The sequence below is a fragment of the Kluyvera fluvialis genome (assembly GCF_059725275.1).
Window position 1 is genome coordinate 2,199,306 of sequence record NZ_AP046142.1, and the last position, 21,363, is coordinate 2,220,668.

16 protein-coding genes are annotated in these 21,363 nt (G+C 48.0%); 9 read left to right on the forward strand and 7 right to left on the reverse strand.

What is annotated here, in order from left to right; all coding sequences use genetic code 11:
* The first annotated feature begins 231 nt into the window (after window positions 1-231).
* The 3 genes from AC6I4B_RS10620 (at window position 232) to AC6I4B_RS10630 (ending at window position 4,152) form a co-directional block, all read left to right on the forward strand.
* The gene (locus AC6I4B_RS10620; RefSeq protein WP_106927628.1) at window positions 232-486 is read left to right on the forward strand and encodes a GlsB/YeaQ/YmgE family stress response membrane protein; all 255 of its coding nucleotides are present in this window, start codon (window positions 232-234) and stop codon (window positions 484-486) included.
* A gap of 151 nt (window positions 487-637) precedes the next feature.
* Window positions 638-2,743, forward strand: a complete 2,106-nt coding sequence (locus AC6I4B_RS10625; RefSeq protein ID WP_497771530.1) for a TonB-dependent siderophore receptor — start codon at window positions 638-640, stop codon at window positions 2,741-2,743.
* Window positions 2,744-3,255: 512 nt separating this feature from the next.
* Window positions 3,256-4,152 carry a flagellin N-terminal helical domain-containing protein gene (locus tag AC6I4B_RS10630; protein ID WP_497771532.1) on the forward strand — a complete coding sequence of 299 codons (897 nt, stop codon included), beginning with the start codon at window positions 3,256-3,258 and terminating at the stop codon, window positions 4,150-4,152.
* 67 nt (window positions 4,153-4,219) lie between these two features.
* On the opposite strand, the gene AC6I4B_RS10635 is transcribed toward AC6I4B_RS10630, so the two are convergent.
* On the reverse strand, window positions 4,220-5,842 hold the full coding sequence (locus AC6I4B_RS10635) for a hypothetical protein (RefSeq protein WP_497771533.1): 1,623 nt from the start codon (window positions 5,840-5,842) through the stop codon (window positions 4,220-4,222).
* 85 nt (window positions 5,843-5,927) lie between these two features.
* On the opposite strand from AC6I4B_RS10635, the gene AC6I4B_RS10640 reads away from it, so the two are divergent.
* The 6 genes from AC6I4B_RS10640 to AC6I4B_RS10665 all read left to right on the forward strand — a co-directional run bounded on the left by AC6I4B_RS10640 (window position 5,928) and on the right by AC6I4B_RS10665 (window position 14,256).
* Window positions 5,928-6,293: a hypothetical protein gene (locus tag AC6I4B_RS10640; protein WP_497771535.1), complete on the forward strand. Its 366-nt coding sequence runs from the start codon at window positions 5,928-5,930 to the stop codon at window positions 6,291-6,293.
* 372 nt (window positions 6,294-6,665) lie between these two features.
* On the forward strand, window positions 6,666-8,054 hold the full coding sequence (locus tag AC6I4B_RS10645) for a hypothetical protein (RefSeq protein WP_497771537.1): 1,389 nt from the start codon (window positions 6,666-6,668) through the stop codon (window positions 8,052-8,054).
* The gene (locus tag AC6I4B_RS10650) at window positions 8,051-9,958 is read left to right on the forward strand and encodes a hypothetical protein (protein WP_497771538.1); all 1,908 of its coding nucleotides are present in this window, start codon (window positions 8,051-8,053) and stop codon (window positions 9,956-9,958) included. The genes AC6I4B_RS10645 and AC6I4B_RS10650 overlap by 4 nt, the downstream gene beginning before the upstream one ends.
* On the forward strand, window positions 9,948-12,602 hold the full coding sequence (locus AC6I4B_RS10655) for a helicase C-terminal domain-containing protein (RefSeq protein WP_497771540.1): 2,655 nt from the start codon (window positions 9,948-9,950) through the stop codon (window positions 12,600-12,602). Before AC6I4B_RS10650 ends, AC6I4B_RS10655 begins: the two co-directional genes overlap by 11 nt.
* A 210-nt stretch (window positions 12,603-12,812) precedes the next feature.
* Entirely contained in the window at window positions 12,813-13,649 is an 837-nt protein-coding gene (locus AC6I4B_RS10660; RefSeq protein ID WP_497771541.1) for a hypothetical protein, read from the forward strand.
* Window positions 13,650-13,818: 169 nt separating this feature from the next.
* Window positions 13,819-14,256, forward strand: coding sequence for a hypothetical protein (locus AC6I4B_RS10665; protein WP_497771543.1), 438 nt, complete (start codon window positions 13,819-13,821; stop codon window positions 14,254-14,256).
* A gap of 18 nt (window positions 14,257-14,274) precedes the next feature.
* Here AC6I4B_RS10665 and AC6I4B_RS10670 read toward each other — a convergent pair whose 3' ends face one another.
* The 6 genes from AC6I4B_RS10670 to AC6I4B_RS10695 form a co-directional block, all read right to left on the reverse strand.
* On the reverse strand, window positions 14,275-14,565 hold the full coding sequence (locus tag AC6I4B_RS10670; RefSeq protein ID WP_497771545.1) for a Bor family protein: 291 nt from the start codon (window positions 14,563-14,565) through the stop codon (window positions 14,275-14,277).
* A 168-nt stretch (window positions 14,566-14,733) separates the two neighbouring features.
* Entirely contained in the window at window positions 14,734-15,399 is a 666-nt protein-coding gene (locus tag AC6I4B_RS10675; protein WP_497771546.1) for a fimbrial biogenesis chaperone, read from the reverse strand.
* A 56-nt stretch (window positions 15,400-15,455) separates the two neighbouring features.
* Window positions 15,456-16,802, reverse strand: a complete 1,347-nt coding sequence (locus AC6I4B_RS10680) for a fimbrial protein (protein ID WP_497771548.1) — start codon at window positions 16,800-16,802, stop codon at window positions 15,456-15,458.
* On the reverse strand, window positions 16,802-19,330 hold the full coding sequence (locus tag AC6I4B_RS10685) for a fimbria/pilus outer membrane usher protein (protein WP_497771549.1): 2,529 nt from the start codon (window positions 19,328-19,330) through the stop codon (window positions 16,802-16,804). The genes AC6I4B_RS10680 and AC6I4B_RS10685 overlap by 1 nt, the downstream gene beginning before the upstream one ends.
* Before the next feature lie 18 nt (window positions 19,331-19,348).
* On the reverse strand, window positions 19,349-20,071 hold the full coding sequence (locus AC6I4B_RS10690) for a fimbrial biogenesis chaperone (RefSeq protein ID WP_497771551.1): 723 nt from the start codon (window positions 20,069-20,071) through the stop codon (window positions 19,349-19,351).
* A gap of 43 nt (window positions 20,072-20,114) precedes the next feature.
* On the reverse strand, window positions 20,115-20,645 hold the full coding sequence (locus tag AC6I4B_RS10695) for a fimbrial protein (protein ID WP_497771553.1): 531 nt from the start codon (window positions 20,643-20,645) through the stop codon (window positions 20,115-20,117).
* Window positions 20,646-21,363: the final 718 nt, after the last annotated feature.

The following is a 21,363-nucleotide window of genomic DNA, read 5'->3' on the forward strand; positions in this document are numbered from 1 at the left end:
TCGGCGGGGTAAAAGAGAACTTCAGCGTTGAAATAGAAATATTTAACATCTTTATGGGTTTGCGCTGAGAAATGCACTTAAGGCAGCGTCTACGTCAATTTTCGACTTTATCTGGATAAAATATCATCGTCACTGCCAATTTTTTAAGAACTATTACCTATACTTGAAACATTAACGGCGCAGAATGTCAGCGCTTTTATTGTTGTTAATGGAACTGAAGAGGTGGGAAAAATGGGTATTATTACCTGGATTATTTTTGGTCTGATTGCCGGTGTTATTGCCAAACTGATTATGCCGGGGCGCGATGGGGGTGGATTTATCCTCACCTGTATTCTGGGGATCGTCGGTGCGGTAGTGGGAGGCTGGTTAGCCACTACGTTTGGCATCGGGGGTAGCGTCACCGGGTTTAACCTGCACAGCTTCCTGGTGGCGGTTGTTGGTGCCATCGTAGTGCTTGCCGTTTTCCGCCTGATTCGCCGCGAATAATGAACTCTCCAAACGGCCCTGCAAAGGGCCGTTTCTTTTTGTAGTCAAATGTGATCTGAATCACATTCTCATACCCCTGCATAAATTGGCGTTGAATAGTTATCGGTAATGATAATAATTATCGTTCTGTTTTCTTTTGGCCAATACGATAATGATGCACACTGGTTTTCGCATTTGTACGCTTTCAGGGATGATTGCTCTTGCACTTTCAACACAGGTTTACGCTGAAAAAAGTGAAACCACGATGGTCGTCACCGCCTCTGGCGAGGGGAGTGAACTGCCGGGCTGGACGAACAGCGCCACCAAATCTGCGGTAGCGGAAAGCAAAACCCCGCAAGTGATTAACACCCTTAGCGAGCATGAAATCAGCCTGCGTCATGCGACGTCGGTTAATGAGATTTTGCGCTACGTCCCCGGCGTATCGACCGAACCGCGCGGCAACACCAGCTATATGAGCGAATATAAAATTCGCGGCTTTACCGTCGATAACGAGTTCTACAACGGGCTACAGCTTCCTTATAACGTGACCGGGAATACCAAAGCGCGGATAGACCCACTGCTGATTGAAAGCGTCGATGTGCTGAAAGGGCCGTCCTCGGTGCTGTACGGCAATGGCTCGCCGGGTGGGCTGGTCAATATTCAGGGCAAAAAACCGCAAACCACGCCGCGCACTGAAGTTGGCTTTAACACCGGTACGCGTAATCTGAAAGAGGGGTACGTTGATTCCACCGGACGTATCGCCGACAGCGACTGGAGCTACCGCCTGCTGGGTAAAGCGACAGAAGGCGACGATCAGCCGCACACCACCAAATACGAAGATTATCTGTTAGCGCCCAGCGTCACCTGGCAGCCGAGCGACAAAACCCGCCTTACGCTGGATGCCCTCGCGCAGAACACGCCAAGCCTGACGCCCTCAAACCCGCTGCCGCTGGCCTATTTGCGCTCCGGTTATGCCAATAAGCGCGATTTCGCCGGTGACAAATGGAGCGGCTTTAAGCAACGCCAGTGGATGGTGGGCTACAGCTTTGAACATGAGTTCGATAGCGGCTGGGGCGTGACCCAAAAAGCGCGGTATTTCGATATCGATACGCACCAAAAAAGCGTCTATTCGACCGGCATTAACGGCGAGGTTTATCAGCTCGATCGCTTTGCCTACGCCACCGATGAAGATTTGCACAGTTTCAACATTGATAACCAGCTAACGCGTACCCTGGTGCTGGGCGACTGGCAGCATCATCTGCTGGCGGGCTTTGACTATCAGAAGCTCAATTCGCACTATCACTACCGTTACGCAACCACCACGCCAGGCATTGATATGCGTCACCCGGACTACGGGCAGGTGCATGAAGATGCGCTGGGGCTGTACACCGACCAGAAAAATCGCCTGTCCTATAACCAGAAAGGATATTACCTTCAGGATCAAGTAGCGTTCGGCGGCCTGAATCTGCTTGCCAGTTTGCGCTATGACGAGTATCAGTCGGCGACCACCGACTATCTCAATAGCGGTAAAAAAGAGTGGATCTCGCAGGATCGCGTCACCAAACGTCTGGGCGCGTTGTATGCTTTTGATAACGGTATTTCGCCGTTTATCAGCTACTCGGAAGGGTTTAAGCCGGTATCGCCAAGCCGTAACTTGACGGCGAGCCAGGTGAAACCGACCACCAGTAAACAGGTGGAAGGTGGGGTGAAATATCTGCTGGAAGACTACGCCACGACCTTCACGGCCTCGGTGTTTAACATTCGCCAGAAAAATGTCCTGAGCCTTGATCCAAGCTGGAATTACCATCAGACCGGCGAAATCGAGTCGAAAGGGGCGGAGCTGTCGATGATTAGCCGCCCGACGGATAACCTCAATCTGATTGCTAATTACGCGTACACGCACGCCATCAATACGGTGGATGAACGTTATCAGGGCAAACGCCCGACGCAGGTCCCGGAAAACGCCTTTAACTTGTGGAGCGATTACACCTTTGATAACGGTATTGTCCGTGGTTTGACGGTCGGTGCGGGCGCACGTTACACCGGCCCGATGGAGATCTCGCCGAATAACGACGAGGGGAAACTCGGCGGAACCACCCAGTATGATATGTCGCTGTCGTACGACATGTCGGCGGTTGACAGTCGTCTTTCCGGTCTGATGCTGAAAGCCAGCGCGCAGAACCTGACCAACAAAGAGACGCTGACCTGTTATGACTGCACCAACTGTTGGATTGGCCGCGACCGTACCGTGCAGGTTGGCGCAAGTTATACCTTCTGACCGGTGAGATTGCCGGATGGCGGCTCGCGCCTCATCCGGCCTACGATTGTAGGCCCGATAAACGCAGCGCCATCGGGCAATCACCGTCAATATTCCCCCGCCCACCGCAAGTGCAGGCCGACGAGATTAAATAACAATAAACCTTATCTTTTAAATAACGAGGAATACGTAATGTCACTTAATCCAGAGGAATAAAATCAACTGGAATCATTACTTATTATTAGCCGTGACTTAAATAATTTTGATATTACCGAAGAATAATTCTCGCTGGCAGCCAGTTGGCGTAGGAACAGAATATTAACCAACCGCACAGCGAAGTGAGTTTTAATTATTCACCGGCTCGCCGTAGCTAAACGTGCATATGTAATGCAATAAAGATGCCGTGGGAATAAATATCCAGGCCGCTCACTCTATTTATTTTAACTTCCCCTTAATTAACTCATCCGATGTGTCGCTAGATTTTCGGTAATGGAAAAAGTCTGGAACTCAGGCTTTATTAAGGAGAAGTAAACGTGTCTTTATCTATATTCACGAGCAGCTCATCAATGGCTTCGCTCAATGCGATGAATCAATCTAACAACGTACTCTCAACAGCAATGGAAAGGCTGGGTACAGGGAAACGTATCAACTCTGCGGCTGATGATGCGGCGGGCTTGCAAATAGCCTCGCGTATGCAAGGCCAAACCCGTGGTATGGCGGTTGCGCAGCGTAATATCTCTGACGCGACGGCGTTGCTCCAGATTGGTGAAGGGGCGTTTGACGAGGTCAGCAATATTCTGTTCCGTATGAAAGACCTGGCGACGCAGTCCTCGAACGACACCAATACCCAAAAAGACCGTGATGCGATTAACGTGGAGCTGACGGAGCTAAACGCTGAGCTGGGTAATATTATGGGCAGTACCACATTTGGTGGTGAAAAACTGTTGGGTGAACTGCTGCCGAGCGGCAACATCGATTACTCAAACGCCAAATTATACAAAGAGATGAACTTCCAGATTGGTGCCAGCACCGATGAGAGCATGAAGGTCGATATGAGCGATGCGCTGGATACCACCATGATCGCAATTTATGAAATGACCGCCGATAACTTTGATACCGCGAGCGGCGGCTTCACCATCAGCGATAGTTCAGGCGCGCAACTGCTGATGAATCGTATTGATGGTGCATTGGCGCAGACCGGGCAATTCCGTGCAGACCTGGGAGCAACGATTAACCGCCTGGGTCACAGTGCGGCGAACCTCGCCAATATGAAAGACAATACGGATCTGGCGTTAGGCAACATTCAGGATGCCAATTATGCCACCGAGGCATCGACGATGTCCCGCAACCAGCTATTGGCGCAAACCAGCATGTCGATGCTGAAGCAGTCCAACAGTATGCAGGGCATGGTGATGTCTCTGCTGGGATAATGTTCTATCGCTAAATAACCGGTGGGAGCGCGTTCAGGCTCCCACCTTATTGCCGTAGTTTAATCGACTATTCGATGGCCGCGAGGATCAATGCCTTACAGCGTGGGGATTTTTCAAACTCGAAGAATTCATAGGGTGCGTGGATATTTACCAAAGCATAAAGATCAACGGCGATGTCCAGACTCTCACTCAGAGAGAGGCGTTTACTGAAGGGGAGCGCCTGGGGTGTGCGGAGGATATTTTTGTCAATTTTCTTTTTAAACACGGGCAGTAACTCGGTGATGGGTAACTCATTGTCTGCACATGTTTCTAACGCCGCATGAATTAATTCAGCCAGTTTTTTAAACGGGCTCACGGTATTATGTCTATGGCGCTGATTGAAGAGACGGAACAACCGCACCATCATCAATTCTTCATCATCAAAACTGGCCACTAATTGCTGAACCTTAGGGTTGATTGTCGCGATGAAATCCAATTCATCAGGGAGTGTCATAATGATTTTAGTGATATCTTCTGAAAACTGTCCGTGCTGCATTTTCCCATTAATTGCCCAGTAAAGAACCACTTTATGCAGTAGGTTATAGGAGTTAAATCGACCTAAATGCACGGACTTAGCCAGCTCTTCAACAGTTAAACAATGTTGATAGGCGTCATCAAATTTCCCCTGATCAACATATTGATACATGATCCAGTAATGGGTGAGCGCGACAGTGAGCGGGGTACTGTTCAGAAGGTCATCTGCATGCAGACATAATAAAACGGTTAATGAGCCTTCATCAGGCCAGGCGGGGTCGTTATATTGGCTTTTGATAACGTCGATAACGCCAGGATAGCTCGGTTCCAGTGAAGAAAAAATAAAATCATCAAGACGTGTAATAAGCTCACTTCCTCCCCACTGGAAAAGGGTATCGTTATGGTTGGCGACCATTATTTGGCTAATTTCAAGATGCAGGGCCAGTAGTTCCGTGATGTCGTCATGATGTAATTGGGATAGCTGTTCTCTGACCAACATTAAATAGGCATCGTTTCCATTATCTTCTAGCCGTCTGATGATCATGGCAGCATGATAAACGGCGGATACCCGCAGCAATATCTCTTTTTGTTCTTCGACAGGTAAATGATTTATTTCTCCGTGCAGAATGGCAAGATTATTTTTTATTGTTTCTCGGCTTTGCACGCTATCACCACGAATATCGTTGACCTGCTGTGTAAATAATGGGGCTTTGATTTCATATTGTTGTTTTATCGCCTCCTTGACCCATCGAGCACGTTCACCAGGGGTTTTACTGCTTTCCCATGTGAGAAGTAACCTGCCAATATGATTAATTGGCGTAGGCTGGGTTTCATCATGGCGGAATGTAAAAAGCAGGGTCGCTAACATGGGAGCAAAAAGGCATTCCCAGTAAACGTTTAACGCCGCATCAGGCGATAGCTCGGTTTCATAAGGGGCTTCATTAAGATGACAGAAAAAATGCTGGGCATTGGCGAGGTAATTTCTCAACACAACAGCGTCATCGCCTGCCACGAATGACAGTAACAGCGGGGTCATATCGCTATACGCTTGCTGGTGTCTTGGTAGCGCCCGATGATCCTTGTAGGCCAGTTTAGTATTGCGGGGGCATTTCTGAGCGACATCAAGGCTATCGTATAACCCACTAACGATTTCCAGCATATTGAATGGAACAAACATGGCTTACCCTTATTTTACGGCAGACGAATCTGAGTGAGTGGTTTAGTTTGACTATACCAATTAATTCAATCAGTAAGGAGCCGTTATGAGCAATAAACCGACGCAAATCGTTATCACAGGACAGACAATCTTTAATGCCGTACATACCCAGGCAGGGACTATCCGCATTTACCGCAAAGACGATCGAGCGGGAAGAATGGCGCGTGCCGGTCGGCACACCAATTGGGGGTACTCGGGCTACTATCTCGCCAGCATTTATGATGGTGAAAACTGGCGTAAGCTGCAATTTAATGCGTTGGTTCCCTATGAGCAACGCTGTTACGAGCAGGCGGGTGAGTGTGCGTATGTTGAAGCGCATTTGCAGTCTGTGATTGCAAGCTGGCAGGGATTAGTCGCGAGTTATGACTCGGATCTGCGTAGCTTCCGCATCCCGGGCCATGAAATTGCCTAGCGCGTGTGGCTACCTGTCAGGGTAGCCACTCTCTCACGGTTTTAGTGAACGAATAGTTAACATCAATCCATTCCAAATAATAACGTTAAGAAATAATGTACATCACTGCATTATGCGTATTTTCTGAGCAAATAATATTACAGCGCATTGTGGGGGAATAAAGTATTGCCGCCTGACATTATCTTTGCTTAGCGTGGATTAACGATATTTTTATGGCTATTGCGGATTATGTAGACGATCGTTCTGTGCTGTCCGGCACAGACAAATTAATAATACCGATAATGAGTAAAAAGAAACTCGATTTAATTTCCCGGTATTGTAAAGTGCGGTGCAAAACAGAGGCGTGGATAGCAATAAGGTTTTTGTAACGCAATGTATATAGAACAATTTCTAACCGCTTACGATGATTCGTTAAGCGCCGATTCGAAGATAGATCCGCTAGGGCAGTTAGTTATCTGGTCGTCCTGGGGGCAGCATATCTTCAATAGTCGCATTACCTCTATTGCTAACGATGTTCGGCAGTACACGCTAAACCTGTTGCATCACAGTGTGATGCGCCAGCTATTGGCTGATGATAACCAGCAAACAGCCGGAGCGATGAAAAGCCGTTATGGCAAAAAACAGCTACCGGAGTTCAGAGCCGCTTGCTTAATCCACATGGAGAATATTTATATTTATTCTATGCTGGCGGAAGAAAAAAAAGGCGTGGAGTTGACGGGGGTGCAGGGCATCAATAAAGCCCGGCCAAAATGGATACCCGGAGAGAACAATCCGGTGCTGTGTTTTGGTCATGACCATCATAGTGAGCTATTGAGAAACCAGCTCGCCTTAGGAACCAATGGCCGCTATAAATCACCGATGATGAATATGGGCTTTTTCTCAACCGACTACCGCTACGACTTACCGAAAAATAAAGCAGTCTGGCAGGACGCAGAAGCCTTTATTAAACGTACCCCGGTGCTGAAAAAGTTGCGTGCAGAAGCATTGAATTACTTGCAATCACTGATGCAAGTCTCGGGGAAACGCGGGTTGAATCCGTTGTTCAAAGAGATCTCTCCTGCGCTCAAAAAAGCCTATGTCAACGCCTTCCGCGATCCGAAAATGGTCGGTGATTATGCCTGTGATTTTTGGCTGCGCATGACGGGGCTTAATAAAAATGCCGCAGGGGCGATTTATCACGTGCTGGAACAAGAACGCCAGCGGGGCGATGAGGTGTATTACTCCCCATCAGAGGTGTTCAAACTGGCGGAGCGTCAGGCGAAAAAGAGGCCTGAGATCAACGGTGACGCACTGATAACGTTACAGCATATTCGCCACGCCGAGCCTTTTTTATCATTGATTGATCTGATGTTTTCCGGCCTGCGTCGGCAAAGCAGCCAGACGCTCTCGGCGTTTGGCCAGTTTTGGCAGGCGCGCGGCCTTAATAGCCAGCATTTGCCGCAGTTGGCGGCACAAATTCAGCAAAATAATGCACTACTGTCTTCGCTATCGGGGACACCGGCGTGGCGTTTCCAGCGGTTACTCGTGTTAGCCAGCGCGCCGACGCTAGAACAACAAGTGCAGGGTTTGTTGGCCTACCATCGCGATTTGATGGAGGCTCGCGGGCAGTTCCCGTGGCTGGTGTTGGAGGGGGAGAACATTGTTTTGCATATCCCGCCACAGACGTTCGACGAGAAACGGCAAAATGATGATTGGGTGAATCACTACTATCTGCCCCAGTTTAGACATTTGCTCAAAGGACTTTGGGGGACTACCGCATGACGCTTTTAGAGAATTTCAGATTACAGCTCGAAGAAATCGGCGAGCTAAAGCGAGTGTGGCTGACCACCTTTAATCTTGATATCTCTTTTGTGGAAACCTGGGTGCTGCCTGCGGTATTGGGGATGGATGCTCCCGTTAGCCGAATGGATTATGAAGGCTTACAGCACGAACTTAGCGAAAGCGGCATCGATTTTCGTATTTTCTGCGACCCACGCATGATAGCCAAAGAGAAGCCGAAACGGACGTCGATTGCGGTTTACCCCGTGTCGCTACGCAATATGACGCCGCAAGAGGACGTGTATCTTGATACGCAAAACGGCTTGTTCCACCCTAAAGTGTTTTATCTCGAAGGGAAAAACCGCAAGATAATTCTCGGTGCAGGGAGCGCGAACCTTACGCTAAGCGGTTGGGGGCGCAACCAGGAAGCCGTTGATTTCCGCTGGATTGCCACCAGGGCGCAATTTCAGCAGGCTAAGCAATTTTTTACCGCCATTGATGAAAGCCTGCGCGATGAATTCCCCGCATACCCTAAATATTACTCAGATGACGACGATACAGCGTGGTCATTTATCCATAGCCTGTCGCGGCCAACCTTATTAGACGCATTACAGGATGGCGGTGAGCTGGAAACGCTCAGCGTCTGGTCCCCTTATCTGGCGGGCGATTTAGCCGGGCTTATCGGCAAACTCGGCACGGATGTCCGGGTAAAACTGGTTCCTGACCTCGTGTCAGGGCGCTACCTGCGCACCCGCTGGAATGCGAGTCTGCAAGCGCTGCTCGATGACCAAACGTTGATGTTGCATCACTCGCCAGCGCCGAAAGACGATCGCGCATTAATGACCCATGCCAAAATTTGGCTGGCAAAAAATTCACACAGCCGACAACTGGCGGTGGGATCGTGGAATTTTACCGGCCCGGGATGCAGTAGCCTGCCAGAGAATAACTGGAATGTTGAAGCCGGTATCGTGCATCCCGTTTCATCAGGCGTTGAGATTTGTGGCAAGGCGTGGCAGGCGGTGAGCGAAGCAGATTTTGCCAGCGATACACTGCTGGAAGAAGAGGCGCTACAGCCGGGTGAACTGCCTCCGTTCGACCTTGCCGTCGTTTTTGATTGGGCTAACGGTGAATATCGCATTACCGGTCGGTGTGTTAACGCAAAACCTGAAGCGGGTTATCAGTTGATTCTGCCAGGAGTAACGGAACCGTTTGAACTGGTGTGGCAGAAAAAGGGCAACGGACTGATAAAAAGCCCTCCGCTAGTCTGTTCCCGCAGTGATGCGTTGCTGGATAACCCCTTCTATACCTTGCGTAAAGCGGGCGTAGCCGACTGGCAAGGCATGATCAACGAAACGGGCGTTAAATTCCGTCGGGCGCTAAGTTTTGCCAGCCTGGATGATCTGCTCAATAGCTATTTGAATGGTGTGAACGCCGCCGATAGCGATCGCCTGGTGCTGCGTAGTGCGCTGGGGCAAGACGAATCCCAGGCCGAAGGGGAGACGGTTGACGATTTGGCGATGCCGGAGGCGACCAGCTATTTCCGCCTGTTTAAAGCAACGCAACAGCGTCGCAATGAATTTACGGCGATGAGCGAGGGTAACCCGCTGTATCGCGCTTTATTTAGCGCGCCAGGGTGTTTACTGGAGCTGGCAGAAATCGCCAGAGAACGCACCGAACAAGCCCCGGAGTCGGTTTTTAATTGGTTCCTCGCGCAGGAAGTGAACAGCCTGGCGGCGTTGGCCAGAAAAAGAGTGAACCGAGTCAGACGTGAAAAAGGGGCTGAGAGTCTCTCTGTGGCGGCTCACCAGTGGGCGTCGCTTCAGGTGAAGGTTCCTGCATTAACGGATGATATAAAGAGTCTGAATTATCTCGCGGCTATTCGGGAGGCTTGTGAATATGGGGAATAAAATCAATAAAAGCATCACGCCCATCGATGTTTCCGCGATGATGAATTTCGATGTCACGCAAGAGACCTGGCACTATCAGCCCGGCGAAACCAGCATGGCAGCGAAGCAAGCCGAAGGTGTCGCCGGGCTGTGGAACTTACTGAATACGCAGCGTTTAGCGCTCCTTGCCGATGAAGTCGGCATGGGGAAAACCTATCAGGCGGTAGGCGTCATGCTGCTGCACTGGTTGCGAAAGCCCAATGCCCGTATTTTAGTCATGGCGCCCAATAAGACGCTGTGTAAGAACTGGGAAAATGAGTTTGCGAACTTCACAAAGGAACACTATCGGGCGGCGGATAACCCGTTTACCTCTGAGAAGGGCAAGGCTAAATATAGTCCGCAAACTCACAGCAAATTGAGTGATTTAGCGGCGGCTGTCGCAAAGAAAGAACACCATTTTTACCTCACGACGATCCACTCATTAAGTGGTTTAGTTCCGCAGGATGAAAAGACAGAGGCTCAGAAAATGGCGCGCAACTATGGCGCTCGGTTCCGGCGTCAAATAAAGCAAGCGCTGGGCAATGTCGGCTTTGATCTGATCATTATTGATGAAGCACATTATTTCCGTAACCGTAGTGGCTCTCAGCGTGCCGCCGCCGCAGAGGCGTTCTTTGGCGATAACGGAGACCGTTTGGCAAAAAATGTTCTGCTTTTAACGGCAACACCTAACCATTCATCGTCGCGCAATATGTACGATATTTTGAGTTATTTTAAACAGTTGCCGAAGAAATACGCCGAAGATGACGTTCGGGCTTTAATGAGTGACTTCGCCATTCGACGATTACGTAAAATGCAAAGCCGTGGGGGTAGCCGCAGTAAGTATCAGTATCGTCACGAGCAGGCCAGCGGTTCGGGTTTTGCCGGGCAACTGAATGCCGAGTTATTCTTTGCGTTATACCAAAAAAAGCTGGTGATGCAGTTGGATAAAGAGGCTAAATCTGGCGGTGACCGGCGAATGCTGTATGGCTATCTTGAAGGGTTCGAGTCTACCGGGAGTTCGCTTAGCGAGCAGAATAGTTCGGATGATGACAACGAAAAAATCCATAACGATTTTAATTCCGCCCCAGACTCTTCGGTGTTGAATCAATTAACTCGCCAATATCATGATATTTATAAATGCTTCCCCGATCATCCCAAATATGATGCCCTGGTGAACGCTTGTATAAAGGGTGACCCTTTCGACTCACGGCCTCTGCACGACGATAAACATCTGGTCTTTGTTCGCCGTATTCCGTCAGTGCGTGAAATTACCCAGCGTATCAATGCCCGTTACGACGCCATGATGGCAGAAAAGCTGATGGATGCGTGGCAATTAACGCCTGAAGAACGCCAGGTATGGCAAGGCGATAATTGGTCACGAGAATACATTGTCGCTTTGTTGCAGAGAAAACAGCAAGGACGGCTCGAAAATGAGGAACTGGATGATGAGGATATTGGTGAAACTGATATAAAAAACGAATCGAAACTTTCCAGTCAGATTGCCGATCTGTTCGTGGTTCGAAAAAATGGCTTACGCCGTACTGACTGCGCCAACGTCAGCCTGCGTTTTCGCCGCCCTGAAAATATATTCTCTCTGTTCCTTGAGCCTGCGCAGGACGGCGTGAAAGGGGGCTATCACTATTATTACCGCAAAGTGTCTGGTAACCGTGACAGTTATAGTGATGCCGCTCGTGATGCCCGTTTAATGGCAGAACCAACCCAAAAATGCGAGAACTATGCTCATCCGTTACCAACCGCCTGGGGGCTGATGTTTGATAGCCTGCCGCCAGAGGCGAAACAGCAGTTGCTGGCATGGCGAGAAATGCCAAACGGCATGGCGATTATTGATAATTTCGCCAACTATCTGCGCACGGGATACCTGTTTGCCAGCCCGGTCATGGTTGAACTTTATTGCTGGTTCGTTGAGTTCAAAAATGAGTTAAAAGATGGCGGAAAAGAGCATACCGCCCAGCCGTTTTATCAGCAGTTTACTGAATGGGTTGCGCCAAAATTAGCGGGCTCTTTGATGTTCCGCTACTTTGTTGCTGCCATTGAAACCTTCGAAACGTTGTGCGTGAAAATTGTCGGACAACCGCTGGATAACCGCGACGTGAGCTGGCGTTGGCTCACCGGTTTGGGCAATCCTGGCTGGTATGCCAGCGGGCAGTCTGAAAACCGTGAACGCCTGATTTACGGTTTTAACTCACCTTTCTACCCTAATGTGTTGGTCGCCACGTCGGTGATGCAGGAAGGGGTGAATCTGCATTTACAGTGCCACCAGGTTCATCATTATGGTATTGCCTGGACACCTGGCGATAACGAGCAACGTAATGGCCGTGTTGACAGGCTGTTTGGGCGGATTAACCGCTTATTGCAGACCGAGGATGAAGCCGAAATGCGGATTAACTATCCCTACCTGGAAGGGACGTTCGACCAGGATCAATTGGCATCGTTTATTCGCCACAAGCACAGTGTTGAAGATAAGCTGGATAGCTGTGAGCCGCAGGGCTTTGATAGTGAAATCGATCTTCAGGAAAGCTCACAAGGCTGGAAAAAATGGCTACGTCAGCCAGATACGGATGGCGTAACGCAAGATCCGTACCCCGCAAAATTTGAGCCAGAATAACCCTGTTGTGGTGAGTTTCTGATATAAAAACGGTAGCCCATTCGCTGCCGTCCTTTCTTCTGTTTTATTTTAAAGTCTATTTCTGTTCTGTTTTATTATCCTGTTTTAAATAATATCTCATCAATCATTAGTTATATTAATATATAATTTGACATGATTATATGTGAAGCATACAATTTATTGATTATTCGCGTATGGATTTCTGTCATCATGCAACTTCTGATTAACGTAAAAGTTAACTCGTTAAGAGAAAGCAACAAAAGCGTTACCTTTGAATCAAATCAACACGGCTTATTTAATGTTTCGGAACTTCATCGCATATTTAATGAAGCGAAACATCGGTTAGATTTAGCGGATCCCAATTCATACATTAATCAATTCCCTGATATGTATGATGCCAATTCAAAAACATCGCATCAACTAGCCTCTGAAGTAATGTTACAAAGCCTGGCTGATGGCGACGATTTCCTACTGCAAGATGGCAAAGGGGATTACTGGTGTAACGCCTCGATATTCAAGTTTCTCCTCAAAGGCGCCAGCCCACTCTACGCTGACGGTATTAACGCCATCGAAAGCGGCAACTGCGTATCTTATAAAGATTATGCTATTCAGGACGCGAAAATCTACACCGTGTTACGCACGATGGATGAAACAACAGAAGGCTATAAAGCCTATGCTATTCATACGCTTAGTAAACTTTTTCGTGATTTAGAACAACTGGTCGATTTTATTGCTTCGCTAAGCGTTCATTTTGATCAGCTATGTGAAAAAAATAATTTCACCGGCGAACAATACGATAATGTCATCAAAGCGTGCTGGCATACCGTGATGTTCAAAGTGAATGATTTTATTGGTGAATTAAATAAGTTTGACCCTGAACTGCGGGATGTTGATAGTTTTTGGCTGCGCTATAGATCAATGCTCCGATCGCTGCGTGAAGAAATTGATGCGCGCTATGACCCCTGGACTGCGTCGGCCAATGTGCCAGCGGCTCCTGCGGCTCCTGCGGGCAGCAAAATCGGCAACTTCTTCAAAAAATTCAAATAATAAGATGCAAAGTAAAAACGCCATGTTAAGCGATGGCGTTTGACGCCGCAGCGGAAAGCCGGTGGCGGCTACCGCGCGGTGAAGGGCACATCTTTCCCGTCGCCTCATTTAATATTGCCGTTATACGTGCCGCTTTGAAGGAGGAAAGGGTCTTAACGGAAAGAAGAAAATGGCAAAAATAGTGTTACTGGTGTTGGCATCGCTGCTGTTAAGCGGTTGCGCCACTATTGTGGGGGAGCAGTCGCAAACCCTGTATCTCGAAAGTAACCCAAGCGGTGCGAATTTTGTCATCTCTGACAATCACGGAATGGTGCAGGCTCGCGGAACCACGCCGCAGTACGTCACGCTACCGAAGGCCGACAACAGCTATTTTGGCCAGCTCACCTATACCGCAACATTTACCCATGAAAACCATTACCCGCTGCTGGTTCCGCTAGAATCGAGGGTCAACGGCTGGTATACCTTCGGCAACCTGCTGTTCCTGGGAGCGCCGGGCTGGTTAGTGGTTGACCCGTTCAATGGGGCGATGTACACGCTCTATCCGGCTCAGGTTCACGCTATTTTGCAGCCTTGTCCACGGGGGCCGTGGCGTCACACCTGTGTCTAGGTGCGACGCGCTAAACGGTTAGTTGAGGCAGTAAACGCGTGCTTCGCGCGGGCTATAAATGCCAAACGTGACGGCGGATACCAGGCCATTAAGCGCGGTTTGCTCAACCTCAACTTTTGCGACCTTCTCGGTGCTGCCACAGACGGCGGCGGCATCCAGGCTTTTTTGCTGCGCAATCCCATTGAAGAAGAAGTGCTGAGTCTGTGTCTGACGTGGGGTAAGTGCAACACCGCTATTGACGGTAAAAGTCTGCTGCGCACAGCCTGTGAGTAAGATCGCGGCGATGATGCCAGTGAGCCATTTTTTCATAACGTTTCCATAGGATTAATTAATTGATCCTAATGGTAAAGCGGCATCCGCTCGGTGTACTTAAGCGCTGGCGGGGGTATTTATTCTTTTTGCGTGCTGGCGCACTCTGCGCGGTATTAAGCGCCAGGAACCAGAGAAGTGCATGGATCCTGGCGCTTACGATGCAGTTCAGAACTTTTTAACGATATTTTCTATCTCGCCCTGGTCGTTAATCAGGTTAAAGATCAGCCGGTTTCCTGCCTCAGACGGCGGTTGGGGTATTTTTGTCAGCGAAAAAGAGCTTTCTGAGAACGGGGCAATCATTAAATCAAGGTTGCGGGTCGCTTTATATTGCTGGTTATCAAAAACAACATCAATCTTGTTATACGATAAATAATAGCCCGTATTATTACGGCAAACTAATTGCCCCCGGTTGTCCGGTTTAATTGAACAAACTACTGCCTGGCCGGCCAGGCTCACACCGGTGGTTAATTGTGCCGGACGATAAATCAATTTGATTTGGGTTTTCATCGACATCAGAAGATACTGCTCTTTAGTGAGTGTTTGCTTAATCGCCGGGACTTCATAAATATTAATCCAGTACAGGCTTTCTCGGTCAGTCGGCAGGGGAGTGCCATTATAAATCAGTTTGATCGATTTAATTCCATTACTGCGTAAGTTAAAAATAGGCGGGATAAGTATAAACGGGGCTTCTGCGCTCTGTTTAAAATTATCCACCTCGCCAAAATCCACCCATAGCTGAACGAACGAGGGATAATCATTAACGTTCATAATAGTCATGCCTTGAGTGTTTTCACCGGCATTAAAAATGACTCGTGTCTTATCCACTAACATGCCCGCAGGGCTGCTTAGCGCGACCAGCAGTATAAGCAAAAAAGAGTATTTAAACATTATTGAACCCTTACCCAAACATAGGCTTTCGCGCTGACCTTCCCGGCGGTGACCGTTTGCCCCGGTATTTTTTTCAGTGTCGCGGTAAGCACGGTATTATAATGGGTATAGCCGCTTGCCGAACTACCGGCGGATGCCGCACCGCTCAGCACGGAATACCATCCTACATTGTTACCGCCCGGGCAGGCCGTAGCGGTGCATCCTCCCCAGCCGAGAAAATTCATGGCGCTACCCGTGGTGGTATTACTCAGTGCGATACCAACGCCGGTGGCAATAGTGGGGTCCGTGCCATAGCCATCGGATAATAAATAACTTACGCCACCGGATGCATTAACCAGCCCCAGATTTTTAGCCGCTAAAAAACTCTCGTAGGGAACCTGTAATCCTAATGCCGTTCCACCTGAAGAAACACCAGAGACGACCGCATTATCGCATTCGATAGACACCGTAAAATTAGATTGTGATACGCCGCCATTATCCAGTGACTGGATGCTAATTGTCGGCAATAAAACCAACGGCGTAACATTACGGGCCACACAGGTGGCGGCATGGGTGAGGGTTGAAATAGGCGATGTTCCCATCCCCATGGCTATCCAGCGGCCAGTGCCCCAGGTGGCATAATTATAAGCCGAGTCTGAACCAACAGGATCGGTCGAAATACCAGGGCCTTTAAACGTGACATAGGCATTCGGTTGCGTGCAGCTATAGCTTGAGGTTCCTGTTGGCGAGGCCATTCCGGCATAAGGGTTGCTGGAGCTGTAGGCTCCACAATAATAGCTTCTGCCTGCGCCGGGCAGGGTACTGATTTTAATCAGGTCGGCGCGTATTGCGCTAAAATCTTTCACCCGTATCTGTATTTTATTACCGACCGTTGCGTAGTGGGTAATGGGGGACTGCTGCCAAAATCGGGTAATCGGTAGCCCAGAATTTATATGGGTAAGTTTTAGCCCAACATAGGGGAAATAGGTGGCATAATAATCAGGATTACCGTCTGTCGTACCCAGATCGTAAAAACCACCCACTCGATCATCACCGTTGGTGGCGAACATCTCATAAATATTGCCCGCATCAGAGGCATCGCACTCATATAACACTAAATCACCCGCGCCGCTGCTGCTGTATTTTGCTGCGGTAGTGATACTAAAAATGGAGCTTCCCAATGGCGCGCCGACGGGTTGTAAATAGGCACTGGTGATATTGACATTACCCAGCCCAATACCGACGCCGCAGCTATCGCACCCTGCGTCAATTGCGGATTTGCGGGTACATGTCGCCTGCGCCTGGCCGACAGAAAATAAGATGAAAATGAACATCCAGAATAAGACATAGGGCTTTGGATAGGTCATTAATTACATTCTCCCTGTGTTTTTATAATCGTGGCATCTTGTTGTGAGTCTGGAATACGGTAATGCAGAGTGCAGGATTGATTGCGCCCCCATTTTACAATTAAGTTATCTGCCAGTTTGTCATTGCGAACCCAGGCCTGATTATTCTGGCCAACCGTGCCTACCGGTTTATTATCCTGGTTGTAAACACTGGCCCCAATCGGGATATCCCCCTGATAACCGATGTTGATTAGCATTGGGTAGCCGTGTATGACGCTGAATTTAACCCGCACCATAGCTCCAGCAATCGGTGCGATACGCTGGCTGCCGGATACCACTTCGGCGTTGGTATTGATGTTTGAGGAATCAAGGGCAATATTATTGTACTGATAAGGGGCGATCGACGGCGTTAAGGCAAAACCAAATCTATCGACAACGGTATTTTGGCTGCCTGATATTTTGGCTCCGTTAGCGCCTTTAGCCTCAATTAAAGCAAAGGTGTCACCGAGATAAGGTCCGGCCGTCACACCGTCTTTATGGATAACCACGGCGCCTTGTAACCCCGCCGAGCCTTGAGAATAACTTTTGGCATGAGACAGTGTGCCCTGAACCGAGCCTATTGAGGTCGAGGTCTGTAATGTGCCGCCCACAGAATTGTTGTGCGCATAATCACGGGAATAGGTGAGGCCATAACTGATTGGCTGCTGGGTATCCGTTACGCCTGATAACGTGGATTGCAGTGAAGAACCCACGCCATTTTGTTGCGTATAGGTATTACTCATCATGCTTTGGCGGTTAAGCCCAAAAGGAATTGATACCGATATTGAGGTGAGCGTTTGTTGGTTATTAGCATAATAGTTATTGATGTAGTTATCGTAGCCAATGGTTTCATCTGCGGTGGTATGCAGTGACTCACTGTATCGGGTGCGCGCAATAGAAGCGTTAATCGTGACGCCATTGGCGAACTGCTTGTTGTAACCGAACTGATATTGGCGATCATTACTTCTGCCGTCGCGATAGGCTTGAGACGATCCTGATAGCCAGATACTGCCCAGCATGTCGAGATCCTGAGTGACTGAAACTTCAAAACGTGATGACTGATTTAAGGTCGTGGATGTCCAGTCAGGGTTATTTTCATCCCAGGCTTTACGAATCCCCAGTACGTCCGAAAGGTCACGATATCCGGCAGTAGAATAGCGATAGCCCGCAATAGCAATCGTGGTGTTAGTTGGGACAATGCGCTTACTGTAGCTGGCATGGAACATCCAACCGGTTTGGTTGCCGTTCGGTAAATGAGATTGTGAAAAGGTGGAGTCGAGGCCAAACGCACCGAGTTCAGATGAATAAACCGTACCGATAACGCCAGATAAATAGCCTTCGGCGATACGGCTTGCCATATTCGCGGTAATACGGTTGTTTACCCCGTACTGCAAGGTTAATTCAGCGAAAGGGTCGTGTTCTCCGACGTAGCGTGATTGCCCGACAATAGTCGAATATTTAAACATGCCTGGGCGTACCGATTCAGGGCCTGCTGCATAGGGCACGGTAAACGTATTGACAGTGCCATCAGCCTCTTTTATTACCACACTTAAATCACCGGAATACGAAACCGGATAGAGATCGTTAATCTCAAACATTCCCGGCGGCACGGTGTTTTCATAAATAATGGCCTTTCCCTGACTAACGGTGACTTTGGCATTACTTTTAGCGACACCACGAATAACCGGCGCATAGCCTTGCTGAGATTGCGGCAGCATACGGTCGTCAGAATTCAGCGAAATACCGCGAAAAGCAATACCGGAAAAGAGATTGGTCGTCGAGTAACTATCGCCAATCATCATATTACTTTTAAGTGGGATAATAGCCCTTTGTGCGTAGGCGCGGTTAGTTGTCCAAAGGGTTCTTCCCGGATTGCTGTGCGTCCAAGAACCCTGGTGGCGAAACTGCCACTCACCAAAATTGATGGCATTATTAAGCCCAACCCACGTGGATTGATAACTGCTCGCGCTGGAGGAGTTAAAGCGCGAGTAATATTGGTTAACGCTGTAGTTAGAGAGAAACATCGTCTCACCGCTGGTGAGGTTCTCTGGCTCGACGTAGCCTCTGGGATTTTTTTTGAGTTCAATTTCAGGCAGGCTGATTTCGACTAGCATTTTTCGCATGTCAGCCACGGCAGAGGCCTTAGGCAATACCTCACTGAGAAAAATACAGGCCTCTGAACCGCTAAGGGATATTTTGTTTTTTAAAGGCAACTGCGCGAGCTGTTCTGCTGAAAAACATGGAGCGCTGTCGCCTTTTTGCTCCTTGAATATTACGTCATCGTGAAATAGATACAGGCCATTGAGCTGGACGTCCATAGAGTAACGTCCCGGTTTAACTTTATCATTCGACAAATAGTTAACCACATCATCAACGGGCAGGGCGCTTCCTTTCAGAAGGGTGATGTCAAAAACATAGTCATTATCATTTTTGCCTGGTGTATCGCTATCAGCATCAACGGCAAACGATAGTGGGTACGTTAGAATGATTAATAAGGTTATTTTTGACACACGTTCCATCTATGTCGGTCACTTCTCTTGAATCGATTGTTTTTGCACGACGCCGTAGTCATTGATATAGCTTATATTGATGTCGCGTTTCTCTTTTGTGCTCGCACAGGCCGTGTGGGCAGAGAATGACGACTCTGGCGCCATCATCTGCATGACGGACTCTTTTTTGGCTGAGCCGAACGTTGTCGAGAGCTGAATGCTATTCAAATAGTACGGTGATTGATTGCTAATGACTAAACGGCAGCCAGAGGCCTCTTTTGTGACCTGATAGTGAATAAAATCAAACATTTTGTCGTGGGGGATAGCGGCGTCCGTGGGGCGTAAAAAAATCTTCACGACGCTATTAACAATCAGAACCAGTTTATTCTTATCGCGTTCGGTGGATAAAACAGAAGGCACTTGGGTGAAGTGCAAATAATAAATTTGTTCTTTATCGATTTTCTTTTGCGCATCAGTATAAAGCAGGTTGATAACCTGATCCTGCTTCGGCTGCATTCTGAAAATAGCTGGAGAAATGGCAAATGGGAGGCTGTCGTTATTCGATATCTTCCCATCTTCGGTTGTCGAAACCCATGTCTGCACGATATAAGGAAAGTTATCGGTGTTAGTAAACTTAATGGCTTTTTGCGATGTCTGGGCATCGTAAACAACACGGTTGCCTTGCATCACCACGCTGGCATTTACCGGCGGCAGAACCGCTGTAAATAGAAAAGGGAGGGTGTAGAGTATTTTTTTATTCATCTTAGCCTTCCTCTACGGCACATATTGCTATGTGCCGATAGATTTACTGGTAAGCAATAGAGTACTGAGCCGAGGCAATAACCGTACCCGCGCCGACGCTGGCTGTTTCGGCGAAGTATCGGGCGGTCAGCTCTTGTGAGGCGGTGGTTTCACTTGATACTTTGTCAAATGACGTGGTTTGTACGGTAGCACCATTAATAAATTTCAATGCCGTTGAACCGTCGCTATCGAGAATCTGAATTGAAACATTAGCTGCCGTACCAGTGTTCCCCAGATTACCTTCGCTGGTGATATTACTACCGGCGAAAACGGTCTTAATGGTTGCGGCGGAAGCTGAGCTACAGCCCGTGACGTTTACCGTGAATTTAGTATCACCGGCAGTTGATTTTGCCGTTTTTAGGTTATCTGTAGATACCGCCGGTAATAATACGATAGGCGCAGTAGGATTACCGTTAATATTTACTGAGCAGGTTTGTGAGTTTACTTCACCACGAAACTGTACGGTGTTGTCAGAGACAGCAAAGGCTGAAGTTGAAATAGCTGCTAATGAGAACGCCAGAAGTTTAATATTCATGATACTTCCTATATTTATGGCCGTATATTGCGTTGGCTTACAGCAGGTTAATTGCTGTAAATGACATGATGTTGTGTTTTACAGGTGATTGGATACCTGTAATATAGAGGGCTATGTATTTATCTTGCGGTTTTTGTTGTCTGCGATGGTGGCTCTCCCTTTCTACGGTATCCCCAGGTTAAAACTGACGTTTCTGTTTAATGAATAAACAACGCTGTCTGTCAGTGCTTGATGGTAAAATAAAATTAAGCACCTTGCGTTAACAAGATTTATGATAAGTCCAACTTCTCTATAACTTTAATCTTTTCAATTTTTTTACATAAATTCGGATTCTTCCCAAAAAAGCGAGGCGGAAAATTGTCCTTTGGGAAAAATCCTAAAACGTGTGAATACCACTATAAAATTTGTTATTTTCTAATTGTTGCTCATAATGTGGAGAAGTAACATCAATGAATACAAGCGCTTAACTATGTTGCAATGTTTGAGGTGATGCATGGATATGCACCGCGTAGTTGAGGTTAGTAGGCTATTGATGAGGTATCTGTCGTTGCCGGGAAGGCAATTTCCATGGTTGTAGTCATCTGACCTCTACTATTTTTTTGTGTGATCCATAAAACATGGGGCTGTAAATATCATCATTACTCACTTTTGGGTATGGCTAGCTGTGCATAAAATAAATATGTTTAGGTTTTCGAATATTTATTAAATAAAATTTAAT

Coding starts and splice junctions, on each gene's coding strand:
- AC6I4B_RS10655 (WP_497771540.1), top strand. CDS start 9,948: ATGGGGAATAAAATCAATAAAAGCATCACGCCCATCGATGTTTCCGCG.
- AC6I4B_RS10650 (WP_497771538.1), top strand. CDS start 8,051: ATGACGCTTTTAGAGAATTTCAGATTACAGCTCGAAGAAATCGGCGAG.
- AC6I4B_RS10620 (WP_106927628.1), top strand. CDS start 232: ATGGGTATTATTACCTGGATTATTTTTGGTCTGATTGCCGGTGTTATT.
- AC6I4B_RS10625 (WP_497771530.1), top strand. CDS start 638: ATGATGCACACTGGTTTTCGCATTTGTACGCTTTCAGGGATGATTGCT.
- AC6I4B_RS10690 (WP_497771551.1), bottom strand. CDS start 20,071: ATGAATAAAAAAATACTCTACACCCTCCCTTTTCTATTTACAGCGGTT.
- AC6I4B_RS10660 (WP_497771541.1), top strand. CDS start 12,813: ATGCAACTTCTGATTAACGTAAAAGTTAACTCGTTAAGAGAAAGCAAC.
- AC6I4B_RS10640 (WP_497771535.1), top strand. CDS start 5,928: ATGAGCAATAAACCGACGCAAATCGTTATCACAGGACAGACAATCTTT.
- AC6I4B_RS10680 (WP_497771548.1), bottom strand. CDS start 16,802: ATGACCTATCCAAAGCCCTATGTCTTATTCTGGATGTTCATTTTCATC.
- AC6I4B_RS10635 (WP_497771533.1), bottom strand. CDS start 5,842: ATGTTTGTTCCATTCAATATGCTGGAAATCGTTAGTGGGTTATACGAT.
- AC6I4B_RS10675 (WP_497771546.1), bottom strand. CDS start 15,399: ATGTTAGTGGATAAGACACGAGTCATTTTTAATGCCGGTGAAAACACT.
- AC6I4B_RS10665 (WP_497771543.1), top strand. CDS start 13,819: ATGGCAAAAATAGTGTTACTGGTGTTGGCATCGCTGCTGTTAAGCGGT.
- AC6I4B_RS10645 (WP_497771537.1), top strand. CDS start 6,666: ATGTATATAGAACAATTTCTAACCGCTTACGATGATTCGTTAAGCGCC.
- AC6I4B_RS10695 (WP_497771553.1), bottom strand. CDS start 20,645: ATGAATATTAAACTTCTGGCGTTCTCATTAGCAGCTATTTCAACTTCA.
- AC6I4B_RS10670 (WP_497771545.1), bottom strand. CDS start 14,565: ATGAAAAAATGGCTCACTGGCATCATCGCCGCGATCTTACTCACAGGC.